5 protein-coding genes are annotated in these 18373 nt (G+C 75.7%); 2 read left to right on the forward strand and 3 right to left on the reverse strand.

Annotated elements, in window-relative coordinates; all coding sequences use genetic code 11:
* Positions 1-4: 4 nt before the first annotated feature.
* Entirely contained in the window at positions 5-6559 is a 6555-nt protein-coding gene (locus AB0F77_RS31770) for a thioester reductase domain-containing protein (RefSeq protein ID WP_361955126.1), read from the forward strand.
* Between the two features lie 256 nt (positions 6560-6815).
* Positions 6816-7430: a TetR/AcrR family transcriptional regulator gene (locus tag AB0F77_RS31775; protein WP_361955149.1), complete on the forward strand. Its 615-nt coding sequence runs from the start codon at positions 6816-6818 to the stop codon at positions 7428-7430.
* Positions 7431-7607: 177 nt separating this feature from the next.
* Here AB0F77_RS31775 and AB0F77_RS31780 read toward each other — a convergent pair whose 3' ends face one another.
* The 3 genes from AB0F77_RS31780 to AB0F77_RS31790 all read right to left on the reverse strand — a co-directional run.
* Positions 7608-8111: a hypothetical protein gene (locus tag AB0F77_RS31780; RefSeq protein ID WP_361955127.1), complete on the reverse strand. Its 504-nt coding sequence runs from the start codon at positions 8109-8111 to the stop codon at positions 7608-7610.
* Complete coding sequence (locus AB0F77_RS31785) at positions 8108-8641, reverse strand: flavin reductase family protein (RefSeq protein WP_361955128.1); 534 nt, start codon at positions 8639-8641, stop codon at positions 8108-8110. The genes AB0F77_RS31780 and AB0F77_RS31785 overlap by 4 nt, the downstream gene beginning before the upstream one ends.
* 114 nt (positions 8642-8755) lie before the next feature.
* Positions 8756-18373 (reverse strand): SDR family NAD(P)-dependent oxidoreductase (locus AB0F77_RS31790; protein WP_361955129.1); only part of this gene is annotated, 9618 nt, incomplete at its 5' end.

Consider the following 18373-nt stretch of genomic DNA (forward strand, 5'->3'; position numbering starts at 1 on the left):
TCGCATGTCCCACGAGTCCAACGAAGAGAAACTCGTCGACTACCTCAGGTGGGTCACCGCAGACCTGCACAAGGCCCAGCAGCGGATCGCCGAACTGGAGGCGGGCGCGGGTGAACCCGTGGCCGTCGTCGGCATGGGGTGCCGTTTCCCCGGTGGTGTCGCCTCCCCCGACGACCTGTGGCGGATGGTCGTGGACGGCGTCGACGGCATCTCGCCGTTCCCCACCGACCGCGGCTGGGACCTGGACCGCCTCTACGACCCCGACCCCGACCGGCCCGGCACCGCGTACACGAGGGAGGCGGGGTTCCTGCACGACGCCGCCCTGTTCGACGCGTCGTTCTTCGGTGTGTCCCCCCGTGAGGCGCAGGCCATGGACCCGCAGCAGCGGCTGCTGCTCGAAACGGCGTGGGAGGCGCTGGAGGACGCCGGGATCGACCCGGCGACGCTGAAGGGCAGTCCCACCGGGGTGTTCGCCGGTGTGATCGAGCAGAGTTACCTGGGCCTCGACGGGCCCGAGGAGTTCGAGGGCTATCTGCTCACCGGCAAGCTGTCCAGCGTCGCTTCGGGGCGGGTGGCCTACACGTTCGGGTTCGAGGGCCCGGCGATCTCGGTGGACACCGCCTGCTCCTCCTCCCTGGTCGCCATGCACCTGGCCGCACAGGCACTGCGGGCCGGCGAGTGCACCCTCGCGCTCGCCGGGGGCGCGACGGTGACGGCGACGCCGAGCGGGTTCGTCGACTTCTCGCGGTTGCGGGGGCTGGCGCCGGACGGGCGCATCAAGTCGTTCTCCGCCACGGCGGACGGGACGTCCTGGTCCGAGGGTGTCGGTGTGCTGGTCCTGGAGCGGCTCTCCGACGCCCGCCGCAACGGCCACCAGGTCCTCGCCGTCGTCCGCGGCTCCGCCGTCAACCAGGACGGCGCCAGCAACGGACTCACCGCACCCAACGGCCCCGCACAGGAACGCGTCATCCGCCAGGCCCTCACCTCCGCCGGACTCACCCCCGCCGACATCGACGCCGTCGAAGCACACGGCACCGGCACCACCCTCGGCGACCCCATCGAAGCCCAGGCCCTCCTCAACACCTACGGCCAACACCGCCCCGCGGAGCGGCCGTTGCTGCTCGGTTCCCTCAAGTCGAACATCGGGCACACGGTGGCCGCCGCGGGTGTGGGCGGGGTCATCAAGATGGTGCAGGCCATGCGGCACGGTGTGCTCCCCCGCACCCTCCACGTCGACCGGCCCACTCCCCTCGTCGACTGGGACTCGGGCTCCGTGCGGCTGCTGACGGAACAGCGCGACTGGCCCGACACCGGGCAGCCCCGTCGCGCCGCGGTCTCCGCGTTCGGGGTCAGCGGGACCAACGCACACCTCGTGCTGGAGCAGGCGCCGGTGCCGGAGCCCGCCTCCGACGCCACCTCCGGCGACGGCGACGGCCACGGCCACGGTGATACCGGTGCCCAAGTGCGGCCCACGCTCCCCTGGTTGCTGTCCGCGAAGTCCGAGACGGCCCTGCGCGCCCAGGCCGCCCGGCTGCACACCCACCTCACCGACCACCCCGCCCACCACCCCGAACACGGCCTCGACCTCGCCCACTCCCTCGCCACCACCCGCACCGCCCACGACCACCGCGCCGCGATCGTCGGCGCCGGACGCGGGGACCTGCTGGCCGGTCTGACCGCGCTGGCCTCCGGCGGCGCCGGTCCGCGCGTGCTGCGGGACACCCGTGAACACGGCCGACTGGCCTATGTGTTCACCGGTCAGGGGGCGCAGCGGGCCGCCATGGGTGAGCGGCTGTACGAGGTCTTCCCCGCGTTCGCGGCGGCGTTCGACGAGGTGGCCGCCGCCCTGGACGCTCATCTGGACCGTCCGGTGGGGCAGGTGATCCGCACCGGCGTGGGGCTGTCCGAGACGGTCAACGCCCAACCGGCGCTGTTCGCCGTGGAGGTGGCGCTGTTCCGGCTGCTGGAGTCCTTCGGGACGCGGCCCGACCTGGTGGCCGGGCACTCGATCGGTGAACTGGCCGCCGCCCATGTCGCGGGCGTCCTCGACCTCTCCAACGCCGCCGCCCTGGTCGCCGCCCGGGGCCGACTCATGCAGGCCGCCCGACCGGGCGGGGTCATGATCGCCGTACAGGCCGACGAGCGGGAGGTGGCCGAACTCCTCGCCGCGCGGCCCGGACTGGCGCTGGCGGCGGTCAACGCCCCGGCCTCCGTGGTGATCGCCGGTGACGCCGAGGCGGCGGCCGAGGTGCGCGCGGACCTGGAGGCGCGCGGCCGGCGCACCCGCGCCCTGGACGTCAGTCACGCCTTCCACTCGCCGCACATGGACGGCGTCCTGGACGACTTCCGGCGGGTCGCGGCCGCCGCGACGTACCACGCGCCGGACATCCCGGTGGTCTCCACCCTCACCGGTGGGCCGGTCCACGACACCGGGCTGCGTGACGCCGACTACTGGACGGACCAGTTGCGCGGCACGGTGCGGTACGCCGACGCGGTGCGCGCGCTGCGTGCCGAGGGCGTCACCACCGTCGTCGAGGTCGGCCCGGACGCGGTGCTGGCGCCGCTCGCCGCGCAGACCGACGACTCGCTGACCGCGCTGGCCCTGCTGCGCCGGGGACACGACGAGGCCGAGACCCTGACGGCGGGTCTGGCCGGGCTCCACAACCGGGGCGTGGCGGTGGACTGGGCGGCGTTCTTCGCCGACACGGGTGCCCGCAGGGTGGCGCTGCCGACGTACGCCTTCCAGCGTGAGCGCCACTGGGTGGCGCCGCAGGCGCAGGGCGGGCAGGACCCGGCCGGTCTGGGGCTGCGCGACGGCGGTCACCCGCTGCTCGGGGCGGCCGTGCAGCCCGCGGGCTGCGACGAGGTCCTGTTCACCGGCCGGCTCTCGCCGCACACCCGGCCCTGGCCGGTGGAGCACACCGTGGACGGCCGGGCGGTGCTGCCGTCGTCGGTGCTGGTGGAACTCGCGGTCCGGGCCGGTGACGAGGTGGGCTGCGCCGTCCTGGAGGACCTGGAGACCGAGCCGCCGCTGGTGCTCCCGGCGGGTGCCGGCCTCCAGGTCCAGGTCCGGGTGGGCGGGGAGCGGCCCGAGGGGCGCGAGGTCACGGTGCACGCGCGGCCCGACGACGCCGAGCTGCCCTGGACCCGGTACGCGCGTGGGCTGTTGGCCGTCGGGGCGCCGGAGCGGGACGCCCCTCCGGCGTCCTGGCCGCCGGCCGGTGCGGTGCGGATCGAACCGGCCGACGTGCCGGCGCTGTCGGGACGGGCGGCCCAGTGGTACGGGCCGGTGTTCCGGGGGGTGAGCGCGGCGTGGCGGCGGGCCGACGAGGTGTTCGTCGAGCTGGGCCTGCCCGCGGAGGAATCCGCGCGGGCCGCCGGGTACGTCCTGCATCCGGCGCTGCTCGACGCCGCCGTGCACGCGGGCCGGGCCCTCGCGGCCGGTGACGGGCAGGCCGGTGACGGGCAGGCCGGTCGCGGAGAGGAGGCGGAGCCGCGGACCGTGACGCGGTGGCGCGGGGTGCGTTTCACGGCCGGTGGCGCGGCCACGGTGCGGGCGCGGCTGACCGTGGACGGGGACCGGGTGACGTCGCTGGCGTTCACCGACCGGGCGGGGCTGCCGGTCGGTTCGGTCGGGTCCGTGATGGTCCGTCCGCTGGTGGCGGGCGAGGTCGCGGGGGCGGCGGCGCGTCCCGCGGACAGTCTGTTCGCCGTCGACTGGAGTGAGTGGGCGGGTACGCCGACGGCGGCGCCGGTGCGCTGGGGTCTGCTCGGCGCGGGGCCCGACGGTGTCCGGGGGACGCGGTTCGCCGATGGGGAGCGGGCGGCGGCCGTGGTCGCGGACTCGCCCGTGGACGCGCTGGTCCTCACGCTCCCGTCCGTGCACCCGTCCCTGCACGCGGATGGCGTGGCGGCGGTGCACCGGGCGGCGGGCGAGTTGCTGGAGACGGTGCGACGCCACCTCGCCGAGGAGCGGTCGGCCGACGTCCCGCTGGTCGTCGTGACACGCGACGCGGTGCGGGTGCGGCCCTCGGACGTGTGCGATCCCGGGGCGGCTGCGGTGTGGGGTCTGCTGCGGTCGGCGCAGTCGGAGGCGCCGGGCCGTGTCGTGCTGGTCGACACCGGTGACACGACGGACGCGGCGCGGGCACTGGCGGCGGCGTGGGCCTGCGGTGAGCCCGAGATCGCGTTGCGGGACGGCCGGCTGTACGTGCCCCGGCTGCGGCCCGCCGCGGTCTCCGCGCCCGCCGCGCCCGCCGCCCCGGCCGGTGCCGCGCCGCGGTTCGCCCCGGACGGGACGGTGCTGGTCACCGGCGGCACCGGCGCGCTGGGCGGGCTCTTCGCCCGGCACCTGGTGCGCCGGCACGGTGTGCAGCATCTGCTGCTGGTCAGCCGACGCGGTGAACAGGCGCCCGGGGCGGCCGAGTTGACGGCCGAGCTGAAGGAACTCGGGGCGCAGGTCACCGTAGCCGCCTGTGACGTGACCGATCGCGCCGAACTCGCGGCGCTGCTGACCGACGTACCGGCGCAGCATCCGCTGACCGGTGTGCTGCACCTGGCGGGTGTCCGCGACGACGGCCTGATCGGCGCCCAGACCCCGCGGCGGCTGACGGACGTGCTGCGGCCGAAGGCCGACGCGGCCTGGCATCTGCACGAACTGACCGCGGACGCGGACCTCACGGCGTTCGTGCTGTTCTCCTCGGTCGCCGGTGTGGTCGGCGGCCCCGGCCAGTCCACCTACGCGGCGGCCAACTCCTTCCTCGACGGGCTCGCCGAACTGCGCGCCGCGCGGGGGCTGCCCGCCACCTCGATCGCGTGGGGGCTGTGGGCGCAGGAGGCAGGCATGTCCGGCGACCTGAGCGAGACGGACCTGCGGCGCATCGCCCGCAGCGGCTTCCGCCCGGTGACCGAGGAGTCCGGCCCGGCCGTGCTCGACCTGGCCCTCGGCGCGGACCGGCCGACCCTCGTGGCCTCGCCCCTCGACCTGACGGCCGTACGCGAACAGGCGGAGGTCCCGCATCTGTTCCGGGCGCTGGTCCGCACCGCCCGGCGCCGTCCGGCCCAGGACACCGAGGCGGCCGAACCGCTGTCGGCGCGGCTCGCGGGCCTCGCGCCCGAGGAGCAGGTGCGGGTCGTCACCGAGGCGGTCAAGTCGGAGGTCGCCGCCGTGCTGGGACACACCGGTACCGGGGGCGTCGCCGTGGACCTGCCCTTCCAGCAGCTCGGAATCGACTCGCTGACCGCGGTGGAGCTGCGCAACCGGATCGGCGCCCTGACCGGGACGCGGCTGCCCGCCACGCTGGTGTTCGACCATCCCACTCCGGCGGCGCTCGCCGTCCGCCTGCGGGAACTGCTGCTGGCGGACGGGACCGGCGCGGTGGCGCGGGAGCGCGCCGTCGACTTCGCCGCCGACACGGTGCTCGCCGACGACATCCGCCCGGCGGCCGAGGTGGTGCGGTGCGTCACCGACCCGGAGCAGGTGCTGCTGACCGGTGCGAGCGGGTTCCTCGGCGCGTTCCTGCTGCGTGATCTGATGCGCACCACGCGGGCCACGGTGCACTGCCTGGTGCGGGGTGCCGACGAGGCGGGCGCGCGCGAGCGGCTGCGGCGCAACCTGGAGCGCTACGGCGTGTGGGACGACGTCGACCCGGACCGTCTGGCCGTGGTGGTGGGCGATCTGGCGCGACCGCGGCTCGGCCTGTCCGAGGAGGTCTTCGACGCGCTCGCGGCGCGCGTCGACGTCGTGTACCACAACGGTGCGCAGGTGCACTGGCTGCGGCCGTACGAGACGTTGCGGGACAGCAATGTGCGGGGCACCGAGGAAGTGCTGCGGCTGGCCGCGCGCCACCGCAGCGTGCCCGTCCACCATGTGTCCACCGTCGGGGTGTTCGCCGACGCGGCGCCGGACGGGCGGCCGCTGCGGGTGAGCGATCCGACCGGTCCCGCCGAGCGGTTGCCCAGCGGCTACCTCCAGAGCAAGTGGGTCGGGGAGCGGTTGACGGCCGCGGCGGTCGACCGGGGGCTGCCGGTGTCCGTGTACCGGGTGGACGTCATCTCCGGCGACCAGGTCAACGGGGCCTGCCAGACCAGCGACTTCGTGTGGCTGAGTCTGAAGGGCCTGCTCCAGGCCGGTGCGGTGCCCGCGGGTGTCGACGGGCGGTTCCATCTGCTGCCGGTCGACTACGTCAGCGCCGCGATCCTGGGTGTGTCGCGTCGCCCGGAGGCCGCGGGCGGTGTCTTCCACCTGTTCAACGACAGCTCGGTGAGTCTGCGGGAGTGCGTGCGCAGGCTGCGGGCGCTGGGCTACCCGCTGGAGGAGCTGGACCAGGGCAGCTGGCGGGCCAGGGTCGAGCAGGACCCGGGGAACGCGATGCTGCCGCTGCTGCACGCCTTCGAGATGATGACCGGCGACACCGACCGGTTCTATCCGCCGATGGACACCACGGAGACCGCGGCCGCCCTGGAGGGCAGTGGTGTCGTCTGCCCGGTGGTCGACGAGGAGCTGTTCGCCCTGTACGTGCGGTACTTCGTGGCGACCGGGCACTTCCCGGCGCCCTGAGCCGGCACGGGACGCGGAAGCGGTCGGCGCCCCCCGGGGTGCCGACCGCTTGCGATTACTGCGCGATGACCGTTTTCAACGACCCATCAGGTTAGCTGTTCCGAACCGGAACGAGCACCGTCCCACTCCGCCACGTGCGGTCGGCCCGCGAGACGAGGGAGGGTTCGCCGATGAGTTCACGATCCGGCCCGGAGGATCCGCACCGGCACGATCAGATTAGAAAGAACGCTCTACTGATAGTATCGGCGAGGTGAAGATGAAGCCACCGGACGAAAGCACTCGATCGAAGGCCGCCGAGGAGCCGGTACCCGCCACGCGCGAGCGCATCATCCGAGCGGCCTCGCGGCTCATGCAGCGACAGGGCTACGACGGCACGGGCATCAAGCAGATCTCGCAGGAGGCGCGGGCCACTCTCGGCTCCGTCTACCACTTCTTCCCGGGCGGCAAGCAGGAACTGGCCCTCGCGGCCATCAGCCGCGGTGACCAGGAGTTCGTCGAGGAACTGCGCGCGGCGCTGTCCAGCGACCCCGATCCGGGCCGTGCGATGGTCGTCCTCACCCGGAACCTGGTGGAGAGCCTGCGGAGTTCGGACTGGCTGGACGGCTGCCCGATCACGACCACCGCCCTGGGCACCGTCGGACGGCTCCCCGACATCCAGTCGGCCGCGGCGGACGCCTTCGCCCGCTGGCGCGGTGTGGTCCTCGACCGGTTGCTGGAGTCCGGCATCGAGGAGAGCGACGCGCGGGACCTCGCGCACACGGTGATCAGCACGCTGGAGGGCGCCGAGCTGGCCGCCCAGGTCTCGCGCAGCAGCCGCCCGCTGGAAGTGGCGGGCCTGCACCTGTCGCGGCTGATCGCCTCGTACCAGTAGGCGTTGCCGGAAGGCCGCCACCGTAAGGCCGCTGCCGGAATGCCTGTCGGTGGCCGCTGCCTGTGACTCCTGCCGACAGCCCCTGCCGGTGGCCCCTGCCGGCACCCGCGGCGCGGCCCGGGCGGCCGGGGCGCGGGGCCTCGGCCCGGCCCGGGCCGACGGGGTGTCGCAGGGCCGTCAGGCGGCCCGGGCCGGGCGGTGCTGGGACGTCCGCAGGGCACGGCCCAGCTCGCGCACGAGGTCGGCCGGCCGCACGGTGCCGACGGGGAACCGCCGCTTCTCCGCCACCGTCAGCGCGGCGCACTCCAGGAGCAGGGTGCGCACCAGCGTCTCGTGCGCCGAGGACAGCCCGCTCGGGGCCTCGGGCAGGGCCAGGGACTGCCGGGTGGTCCGCTGGACGGCCGCGGCCACGATCTCCTCCGCCCGCCGCCGCATCACCGCCTGGAGCGTCACGTCATGGCGCTGGGTGGAAGTGAGCGTGCCGGGGAGCGTCCCGTCGAAGCAGACCAGCACCGCGGTCGCGAACGGGTCGTCGGGCAGCCAGGGCTCCGCCCGCGGACCTGGGTGGCCGGCGGGGCCCGGGAGCGCCGCCCTGGCGCGGGCGAGCCCGGCGTTGAGCGCCTCGACGAACAGGCGGCCCACGGTGTCCGTGCTCATCGGGACGTCGCTCGCCCCGGTCACGACCGCTCCGCGCCGATCGAGTCGAATCCGCCGTCGAAGAACAGCAGGCCCGAAGCCCCCTCGGCGCGCGTGGAGTTGACGACCCGGCCGATGAAGATCGAGTGGTCGCCCACGTCGTGGGAGTCGGACAGCTCGCACTCCAGCCAGGCCGTCGCGCCGCGCAGCAGGGGTGCCTGGGTGACGGGGCCCGGACTCCAGTCGAGACCGGCGAACTGCTCGGCGCCCAGCGGTCGTTTCTTGTCGGCGAAGTACCGGGCCAGCGGCTCCTGTCCGGCGCCCAGCACGGACACGCCGAAGTGCCGTCCCGAACGGATGGCGCGGTGCATGACGGCGTCGTGCGCGACGCAGCACAGCACGGTCGGCGGATCGAGGGAGACCGAGCTGAAGGCGTTGGCGGTCATGCCGTGGATGTGCTCGCCCGCGACGCTCAGCACGATCACGCCGGTGGCGAACCGGGCCATCACCTCGCGCAGCGGGAACGGCTCGGACGGTATCGGGTCGGCAGTTTCCTGCGCGAAGAGGGACTCCATGGCGAACCCTTCGTCGGTGGGCGGGACGGACCCGGGCGGGCCTGTGCCGGTGGTGTCAGGTCAGGACCGCGCCCGGGTGACGGACCGGCCGGCGTCGGCGCCGGCCGGGGCTGGTCAGTCGAGTTCGTCCATCAGGGCGAACAGTTCCTCGTCGGTGGCACTGTCCAGGTCGGTGGCGCTGTCCAGGTCGGCCCGTTCGCGCGGGGCCGGGCCGCCGTCGGTCGCGTCCGGCGCGCCGCCGGTCAGCTGCGCGAGCAGTTCGCGCAGCCGGACGGTGATCCGCTCCCGGGCGCCGTCGTCCGGGGTGAGCGTCCCGATGGCCGAGCCCACCTTGTGCAGTTCGGCGAGCACCGAGTCGCCCGTGGCGCCCGCCTCCCGCTCCACGAGACCCGCGAGGTGCCGGGCGAGGGCGGTGGGGGTGGGGTGGTCGAAGACGAGCGTGGTGGGCAGCCGCAGACCGATGGCCTGCCCGAGCTGGTTGCGCAGTTCCACCGCGGTGAGGGAGTCGAAACCGATGTCCTGGAAGGACAGTTCGGCCGCCACGGCCGTGGGGTCGGTGTGCCCGAGGACCCCGGCGACCTGGCCGCGCACCAGCTCCAGGAGGGTGCCGGCGCGCTCGTGCGGGCCGAGGGCGGCGAGCTGCTCGACCGGCGAGGGCGCACCGGCCGCCGTGCCGCCGGAGGCCGGGGCCGGGTCGCGACGGGCGGGCCGTGGCACCAGGTCGCGCAGCACCGGGGCGGCCCGCTCCCCCTGGCGGCGCAGCGTGTCCCGGTCGACGCCGGTCAGCGCCACCACCGGGCGGTCGCCTGCCAGGGCCAGGTCGAACAGGGCCGTGCCCTCGTCGGCGGTCAGCGGCCGCAGTCCGATCCGGGCCAGTCGGCGCAGGTCCGTCTCGCCCAGGCCCGCGCTGAGGGTGCTGGCGTCCGCCCACAGGCCCCACGCCAGTGATGTGGCGGGCAGTCCGAGTGCGGCGCGGTGCTGGGCCAGCGCGTCCAGGAAGGTGTTGGCGGCCGCGTAGTTGGCCTGTCCGGCGTTGCCGATGAGCCCGGCGATCGACGAGTACAGCACGAACGCCGTCAGCGGTGTGTCCCGGGTCAGTTCGTGCAGGTGCCACGCCGCGTCGGCCTTCGGGCGCAGCACCGCGTCCAGCCGGTCCGGCGTGAGATCGCCGACCACGGTGTCGTCCGTGACGCCGGCGGTGTGCACGACCGCCCGCACGGGGAAGTCGGCGGGTACGGCCGCGAGCGCGGCGGCGAGCGCGGTGCGGTCGGCGGCGTCGCAGGCCGCGAAGGTGACCTCGGCGCCGAGCCCTTCCAGTTCCTCGCGCAGCCGGGCGGCGCCGGGTGCCCGCTCGCCGCGTCGGGAGAGCAGCAGCAGGCGGCGGGCGCCGTGTGCGGTGACGAGGTGCCGGGCCAGGACGCCGCCGAGGGCGCCGGTGGCTCCGGTGAGGAGGACCGTGCCGTCGTCCCAGCGGGGGGCCTCGCCGCTCCCGGCGGCGGTCGCGGCCGGCGTCCGGGTCAGCCGGGGCACCAGGAGCCGCCCGCCGCGCACGGCCGCCTGTGGTTCGGCGGCGGCGGTCGCGGCGCGCAGGTCGTCCTGAGCGCAGCCGTCCGCGCCGATGTCGACGACGGCCACACGGTCCGGGTGCTCGGTCTGCGCGACCCTCAACAGGCCCCACAGTGCGGCTCGTTCGAGGTCGTCGACCCGTTCGCCGGGTTGGACGGCCGTCGCTCCGCGGGTGACGACGACGAGTCGGGTGCCGGCGAACCCCTCGTCGTCGAGGAAGTCCTGGAGGAGGGCGAGCGCGCGGTGCAGTTGGGCCCGTGCCCGGTCGGGCACGTCTCCGTGGCCGGCGTCCTGCGGCGGTTCCCACAGCAGGACGGCGGGCCGGGCGTCGGCCGCCGCGGGCAGGTCGGGGCAGGAGGGGACGGAGGCGAGGGGGGAGGCGCCGAGGGCGAGCCAGCCGGTGGTGTCCACGTCGCCGTCCGGGGCGGTCAGCGGCGACCAGGACAGCGGCAGCATCGCGTCGCGTCCCGCCCCGGCCGCCCTGACCGCGTCCGCCGACAGCGGGCGCAGGGCCAGCGATTCCACCCGGGCGACGGGAAGTCCGGAGCCATCGGCCACCGTCAGCCGTGCCTCCAGGGTGTCGGCGGTGGGGTCGGCCGGGAGGCCGATCCGGACGCGCAGTGCCGTGGCGCCCTTGGTGTGGGTGGTCACGTCGGTCCAGGCGAACGGCAGGCGGGCCGGGGCGGATTCGTCCGCGACGCCGGGCAGCAGGGGGTGCAGGGCCGCGTCCAGGAGTGCCGGGTGGATGCCGAACCGTGCGGCCTGGTCGCGCAGTTCGTCGGGCAGGGCGACCTCGGCGAACAGTTCGTCGGCGCCGCGCCACAGCCGTCGTAGGCCGCGGAAGGCGGGTCCGTAGGCGAAGCCGTGTGCGGCGAGCCGCTCGTGGGCGCCGTCGAGGTCGATCTCCGTGGCGCCCGCCGGGGGCCACACGAGCAGTCCCTCGGCGCGGCCGGGTCCGGTCGCGAGGGTGCCGTGGGCGTGCAGGGTCCACTCGTCCTCGCCGGTCCTGGCGTGGATCTCCAGGGCGCGTTCGCCGGTGGCCTCGGGTGCGGCGACCGCGACCTGGACCTGGACGCCGTGGTGCTCGGGCAGCACCAGGGGGGCCGCGAGGTGGAGTTCGGCGACCCGGTCGGCGCCCACCAACTCGGCGGCGCGGGCCGCCAGTTCCAGCAGGGCCGTGCCGGGCAGCAGGGCCGAGCCCGCCACGGTGTGGTCCGCGAGCCAGGGGTGGGTCCGCAGGGACAGCAGGCCGGTGAACAGCGCCTCGTCGCGGCCGGCTCGGGGGACGGACGCGCCGAGCAGCGGGTGGTCCACGGCGCCCAGGCCGAGCCCGGTGGCGTCGCCGGACGGTCCCGCAGGGGCGTCGAGCCAGTAGCGCCGGTGCTGGAAGGCGTATCCGGGCAGCGGGACCCGGCGGGTGGCGGGCAGCAGGGCCGTGAGGTCGGGCCCGGCGCCGTGCAGCCGCAGCAGGGCGAGGGTCCCGACGGCGGTCTCGGGTTCCGGTCGGCCGCGGCGCAGGGCGGGTGCCAGGACGCCTGTCTCCTCGGTCAGGGACGCGCGGGCGAGGGCCGTCAGGACGCCGTCCGGGCCCAGTTCGACGAAGTGCGCGACGCCCTGTTCCACAAGGCAGCGCACGCCGTCGCCGAAGCGCACGGCCTGCCGGATGTGCTGGGCCCAGTAGTCGGGCGAGGTGAGCTGTTCCTCGGTGGCGAGGGTGCCTGTGACGTTGGAGACGACCGGGATCGTGGCCGGGTGGAAGGTCAACTTCCGTGCGGCTGCGCGGAATTCGTCGAGGACGTCGTCCATGTGCGGGGAGTGGAAGGCGTGGCTGACGGTGAGCCGCCGGGTGCGCAGTCCTCGCGCGGTCCACCGGGCGGTGAGCGCGTCGACGGCCTCGGTGTCGCCGGAGACGACGACGGCCCCGGGGGCGTTGACGGCGGCGACGGCGACCGTGCCCGCGGTGTCGCCGAGTTCCTTCAGGTCCCGGCGGACCTCGTCCTCACCGGCTTCGACGGCGGCCATCGCGCCTCCCGCGCGGGCCGCCCGCATGAGCCGGCCGCGCACGGCGACCAGGGCCGCCGCGTCGGCCAGGTCGAGGACGCCGGCCACGTGTGCGGCGGTGACCTCGCCGACGGAGTGGCCGAGCAGGACGTCCGGCCGCACACCGTGGTGCCCGAACCAGCGGAACAGCGCGACCTCCACCGCGAACAGCGCGGCCTGGGTGAAGTCGGTGCGGTCGAGCAGCGCGGCCTCCGCACTGCCCTCGGCGGCGAACAGCACGTCCTTGAGCGGTCGTTCCAGAGCGTCGTCGAGGTGGGCGCACACCTCGTCCAGGGCCGCCGCGAACATGGGTGACGTCGCGTACAGTTCGCGTCCCATGCCCGGCCGCTGGCTGCCCTGCCCGGTGAACAGGAAGGCCGTGCGGCCCGGTGCGGCGGCGCGCGAGCGCAGCACGTGCGGGGCGGTGCGGCCCTGTGCGAGGGCGAGCAGTCCGTCGAGCAGGGCCTCGCGGCCGGTGCCGACGACGGCGGCGCCGTGTTCCATGACGGACCGTCCGGTCGCCAGCGTCCGGGCGACGTCGGCGGCGTCGAGCTCCGGGTGGTCGGTGAGGTGGGTGTGCAGCCGGTCGGCCTGGGCGCGCAGGGCGTCCTCGTCGCGGGCGCTGACGATCCAGGGGACGGTGGCCGGGGCGGGCGGCGCCGCGGGCTCGGGTGGCGCGGGCGGCTGTTCGATGACGACGTGGGCGTTGGTGCCGCTGATGCCGAAGGAGGAGACGGCGGCGCGGCGCGGCCGGCCCTCGGCGGGCCAGTCGCGGGCCTCGGTGAGCAGTTCGACCGCGCCGGTGTCCCAGTCGACGTGCGACGTCGGCTCCTGGAGGTGCAGGGACTTGGGCAGGACGCCGTGCTCCATGGCCTTGATCATCTTGATCAGGCCGCCGACGCCGGCCGCGGCCTGGGTGTGTCCGATGTTGGACTTCAGTGAGCCGAGCCAGAGGGGCCTGCCGTCGGCGGGGCGGTGTTGGCCGTAGGTGTTGAGGAGGGCCTGGGCTTCGATGGGGTCGCCGAGGGTGGTGCCGGTGCCGTGGGCTTCGACGGCGTCGATGTCGGCGGGGGTGAGTCCGGCGGCGGTGAGGGCCTGGCGGATGACGCGTTCCTGTGCGGGTCCGTTGGGTGCGGTGAGTCCGTTGCTGACGCCGTCCTGGTTGACGGCGGAGCCGCGGACGACGGCGAGGACCTGGTGGCCGTTGCGGCGGGCGTCGGAGAGCCGTTCGAGGACCAGCACACCGACACCCTCGGACCAGCCGGTGCCGTCGGCGTCGGCCGCGAAGGACTTGCACCGGCCGTCGGGGGCGAGACCGCGCTGGCGGGAGAACTCCACGAAGGTGGTCGGCTGCGCCATGACCGTCACCCCGCCCGCCAGGGCCAGTTCGCACTCGCCGCCGCGCAGCGCGTTCGCCGCCAGGTGCAGCGCGACCAGGGAGGACGAGCAGGCGGTGTCGACGGTGACGGCCGGGCCCTGGAGGCCGTAGGTGTAGGAGACGCGGCCGGACAGCACGCTGGAGAGGTTCCCGGCGAGCAGGAAGCCCTCGAACTCGCCCGCGTCGAGGGACGACCGGACGCCGTAGTCGTCGTACATGGCCCCGGCGAACACACCGGTGGAGGTGGAGCGCAGGGCGGCCGGGTCGATGCCCGCGCTCTCGAAGGCGTCCCAGGCGGTCTCCAGGAGCAGCCGCTGCTGCGGGTCGGTGGCCGTGGCCTCGCGCGGCGACATCCCGAAGAATCCGGCGTCGAAGAGGTCGGCGTCGTACAGGAAGCCGCCGTGCCGGGTGTAGGAGGTGCCGTTGCGCTCGGGGTCGGGGTCGTACAGGGCCGCCAGGTCCCAGCCGCGGTTGGTGGGGAACTCGCCGACCGCGTCCACGCCGTCGGCGACCAGCCGCCACAGGTCCTCCGGGGAGGACACGCCCCCGGGGTAGCGGCACGCCATGCCGACGACCGCGATCGGCTCGTCGGCCGCCGCCCGGGTCCGCCCGGGGGCGGCGGGCGCCGGCCGGTCCGTGGCGGACACCAGTGCCAGCAGCCGGTCGGCGACGGCGCGGGGCGTGGGGTGGTCGAAGACGAACGTGGTGGGCAGCCGCAGTCCGGTGGCCCGGCCGAGCCGGTTGCGCAGTTCCACGGAGGCCATCGAGTCGAACCCGGTGTCCGTGAAGGCGCGGTCGGGTACGACGGCCCGCGTGCCGCTGTGTCCGAGGACCGCGGCGACCGTGGTGCGGACCTGGTCGAGGACCGCGTCGGCGCGCTTGTCCTCGGGCAGTGCGGCGATCCGGCGCGCCCAGTCCGAGCCGTCCGGGCCGTCCGGGCCGTCCGGGCCGTCTGCGTGCTCCGCGCGTCCCGCCACGGTACGGCGGGGTGCCCGCGTGGGCAGCAGGTCGCGCAGCAGGGGATGTGCCGGGCCGCTCTGTGCGGGGCGGACCGTGACCGGGGCGAGCAGCGGGCCGCCGGTGGCGAGCGCGGCGTCGAAGAGCGCGAGGCCCTCCCGTTCCGTCAGCGGCGGCAGTCCGGCCCGGCGCCAGCGGGCGCGTTCGGTGTCGGTGAGGGTGGCGCCCATGCCGCTTCCGGTGTCCCACAGGCCCCAGGCAAGCGACACGGCGGGCAGCCCGCGGGCGTGGCGGTGGTGGGCGAGGGCGTCCAGGTACGTGTTGGCGGCGGCGTAGTTGGCCTGGCCGGGTGTGCCGAGCAGACCGGAGACGGAGGAGAACAGGACGAACGCCGTGAGGTCGGCTCCGGCGGTCAGTTCGTGCAGGTGCCGGGCGGCGTCGGCCTTCGGGGCGAGGACGGCGGCGAGCCGTTCGGAGGTCTGGGACAGCGCCGTGGCGTCGTCCAGGACTCCGGCGGTGTGCACCACGGCGGTCAGCGGGTGGGCGTCGGGTACGGCGGCGAGGAGCGCGGCGAGCGCGTCGCGGTCGGCGACGTCGGTCGCGGCGAGGGTCACCGAGGCGCCCAGTTCGCCGAGTTCGCGGGCGAGTTCCGCGGCGCCGGGCGCGTCGGCCCCGCGTCTGCCGGCGAGCAGCAGGTGCCGGGCGCCGTACCGGGTCACCAGGTGCCGGGCGAACAGCGCGCCGAGGCCGCCGGTGCCGCCGGTGACGAGGACGGTGCCCTCCGGGTCGATCCGGGGCGGCTCGGCGTCGGGGCGCGGGCGGGCGGGGACGAGCCGCGGTGTCAGCGGGGCGCCCTGCCGGACGGCCGTCTCGGGCTCCCCGGTGGCGAGTACGGAGGTGAGCGCGGACGCGAGCGCGGAGGCGAGCGCGGCGGTCGGTGCCTCCGTGGCGGTGTCGGCGGGGTCGAGGTCGATCAGCAGCAGCCGGTCGGGGTGTTCCGAGCGTACGGAGCGCACCAGGCCCCAGACTCCGGCGGCGGCCGGGTCGGCGACGTCCTCGCCGGGCCGTGCGGCGACGGCGCCGCGGGTGACGACGGCCAGGCGGGAGTCGGCGAACCGTTCGTCGGTGAGGAACCCCTGGACGGTGTGCAGCACGCGGACGGCGGCGGCGTGTCCCGCGTCGGGGCCGCCGGTCGCCCGCAGGACGACGACCTCGGCCGGTTCGGTGCCGGTCAGGTCCTCGCCGGCCTCCGTCCACACGGGGGTCCGGGCCTCCGCGGTGCCGGCGGGGTTCCAGACGAGTTCGTGCAGCGAGCCGGCCGGGGCGGGCGCGCCCAGCCGGTTCCTGGCCACCGGGCGCAGGGTCAGCGACTCGATGTCGGCGACGGGCGCCCCGGTGGGGTCGGTGAGCTGCACGCTGACGGTGTCGGTGCCCACGGGGCTGATCCGGGCGCGCAGTTCGCTCGCGCCGCCGGCGTGCAGGGTGACGCCGGACCAGGCGAACGGCAGCCGGATGGTGCCGTCGTCGGCGGAGGGCGCGGCGGCCAGCACGAGCGGGTGCAGGACGGCGTCCAGCAGGGCCGGGTGCAGTCCGAACCGGGCGGCGGAGGCGGCCAGTTCCTCCGGCAGCCGCACCTCGGCCCAGGTGTCAGGGCCGTCCTGCCGGACGGTCACCAGGTTGCGGAAGGCGGGCCCGTAGCCGTAGCCGAGGTGGGCGAGGCGGGTGTACGGGTCGTCCGGTGCCGGTGCGTCGTCCGGCGGCAGGGCGCCCGCCGGCCGGGGGGCGGTCGCCTGCGCGGTGAGCGTTCCCGAGGCGTGCCGGGTCCAGGCGCGTACGGGGGTGTCGTCGCCGTCCGGCGCGGAGTGCACCGTGAAGGCGCGGCGGCCCGTCCCGTCGGGGGCGTCGACGCCGACCTGGAGGCGTACGGCGCCGGTGTCGGGCAGCGGCAGGGGCGCCTCCAGGGTCATGTCCTCCACGTGCGGCGTGCCCAGGTGGTCGCCGGCGGTGACGGCCAGTTCGAGGAACGCCGTGGCGGGCAGCAGCGGGACGCCGGCCACGACGTGGTCGGCGAGCCAGGGCTGGCCGCCGACGGAGAGCCGGCCGGTGAGCACGGCGTCCCCGCGTTCGGCGAGGTCGACGACGGCGGTCAGCAGCGGGTGGTCGGCCGGGTGCAGGCCCAGTCCGCGCGCGCCCGCGGCGGACTGCGGCGCCAGCCAGAAGTGCTCCCGGTGGAAGGCGTAGGTGGGCAGGTCGACAGCGGTTCCGTCCGGGAAGAAGGTGTCGGCGGCGAGCGGGGCGCCGACCGTGTACGCGCGGGCGATGCCCTCGGCGACGGTGCGGGCCTCGGGGTGGCCGGCGCGCATCAGCGGTACGGCGGTGAACGCCTCGTCGTCGGCGGCGGCGCGGGCGAGGGGCGCGAGGACGGCGTCGGGACCGGTCTCGACGGCCACGGTGACGCCCTGGCGGCGCAGTTCCCGTACGGCGTCGAGGAACCTCACGGTGGCGCGGACCTGCCCGGTCCAGTACTCGGGTGAGGTCAGCTCGGCCTCGGTGGCGAGACGGCCGGTGACCGTGGAGACGACGGGCAGCAGGGGCGGGTGGTAGGTGAGTCCGGCGGCGACCTCGTGGAACGCGTCGAGGACGGCGTCCATGTGCGGCGAGTGGAAGGCGTGGCTCACGGTCAGCCGGGTGGTCCTGCGGCCCCGGGCGCGCCAGGCGGCGGCGATCTCCTCGGCGGCGGAGGCGTCGCCGGAGACGACCACGGAGCGCGGGCCGTTGACGGCGGCGACGGCCACGTCCTTCTCCCGGCCGGCCAGGTCGGCGAGGATCTCCTCCTCCGTGGCCTGTACGGCGATCATGGCGCCGCCGGGGGTGGCGGACTGCATCAGGCGGGCGCGGGCGGCCACCAGGGTGGCGGCGTCGCGCAGGGAGAACACGCCCGCAGCGTGGGCGGCCGCGATCTCGCCGATGGAGTGGCCGGCGAGCAGGTCCGGTGTCATGCCGTGGTGTTCGAGGAGGCGGAACAGGGCGGTCTCGACGGCGAACAGGGCGGGCTGGGTGTAGCGGGTCTCGTCGAGCAGGCCGGCGTCCGCGTCGTCGGGCCCGGCCGAGATGACCTCCCGCAGCGGTCTGGGCAGCAGTCCGTCGAACGCGGCGCACGCCTCGTCGAGGGCGGCGGCGAAGACGGGGTGGGACCGGCGCAGTTCGCCGCCCATGCCGGGGCGTTGGGCGCCCTGGCCGGTGAAGAGGAACGCGGTGCGGCCGGCGCCCGCCGCGCTGCCGGTGACGAGGTGGGGGTGCGCGGGCTCCTCCTCGTCGGCCGCCGGGGCTGACAGGGCGGCGAGTGCGGACAGGCGCTCGGGCAGGCCGCCGCCGAGGACCACGGCGCGCTGCTCGAACGCGGTCCGGGTCGCCGCGAGCGACCACCCGACGTTCGCCTCGTCGGCGTCGGGGCGGGCGGTGAGGTGTGCGTGCAGACGCTCGGCCTGGGCGCGCAGGGCGGCGGCGGAACGACCGGACAGGACCCAGGGGGCGGGGAACAGGTCGGCGTCGGCGGCAGGGGGTGTGTCCCCGGTGCGGGTGCCGGGCGCGGACCCGGCGGAGGGGGCGGGGCCCGAGGCGGACGCGGGGGCGGGACTCGAGGCGGGGGCGGAGACCGGGTCCGAGGCCAGGTCCGAGGCGGGGGCGGAGGCCAGGTCCGAGGCCAGGTCCGAGGCGGGGGCGGAGGCCAGGTCCGAGGCCAGGTCCGAGGCGGGGGCGGAGGCCAGGTCCGAGGCCAGGTCCGAGGCGGG

This window comes from Streptomyces sp. NPDC026672 (assembly GCF_040638185.1).
Taxonomy (GTDB): domain Bacteria; phylum Actinomycetota; class Actinomycetes; order Streptomycetales; family Streptomycetaceae; genus Streptomyces.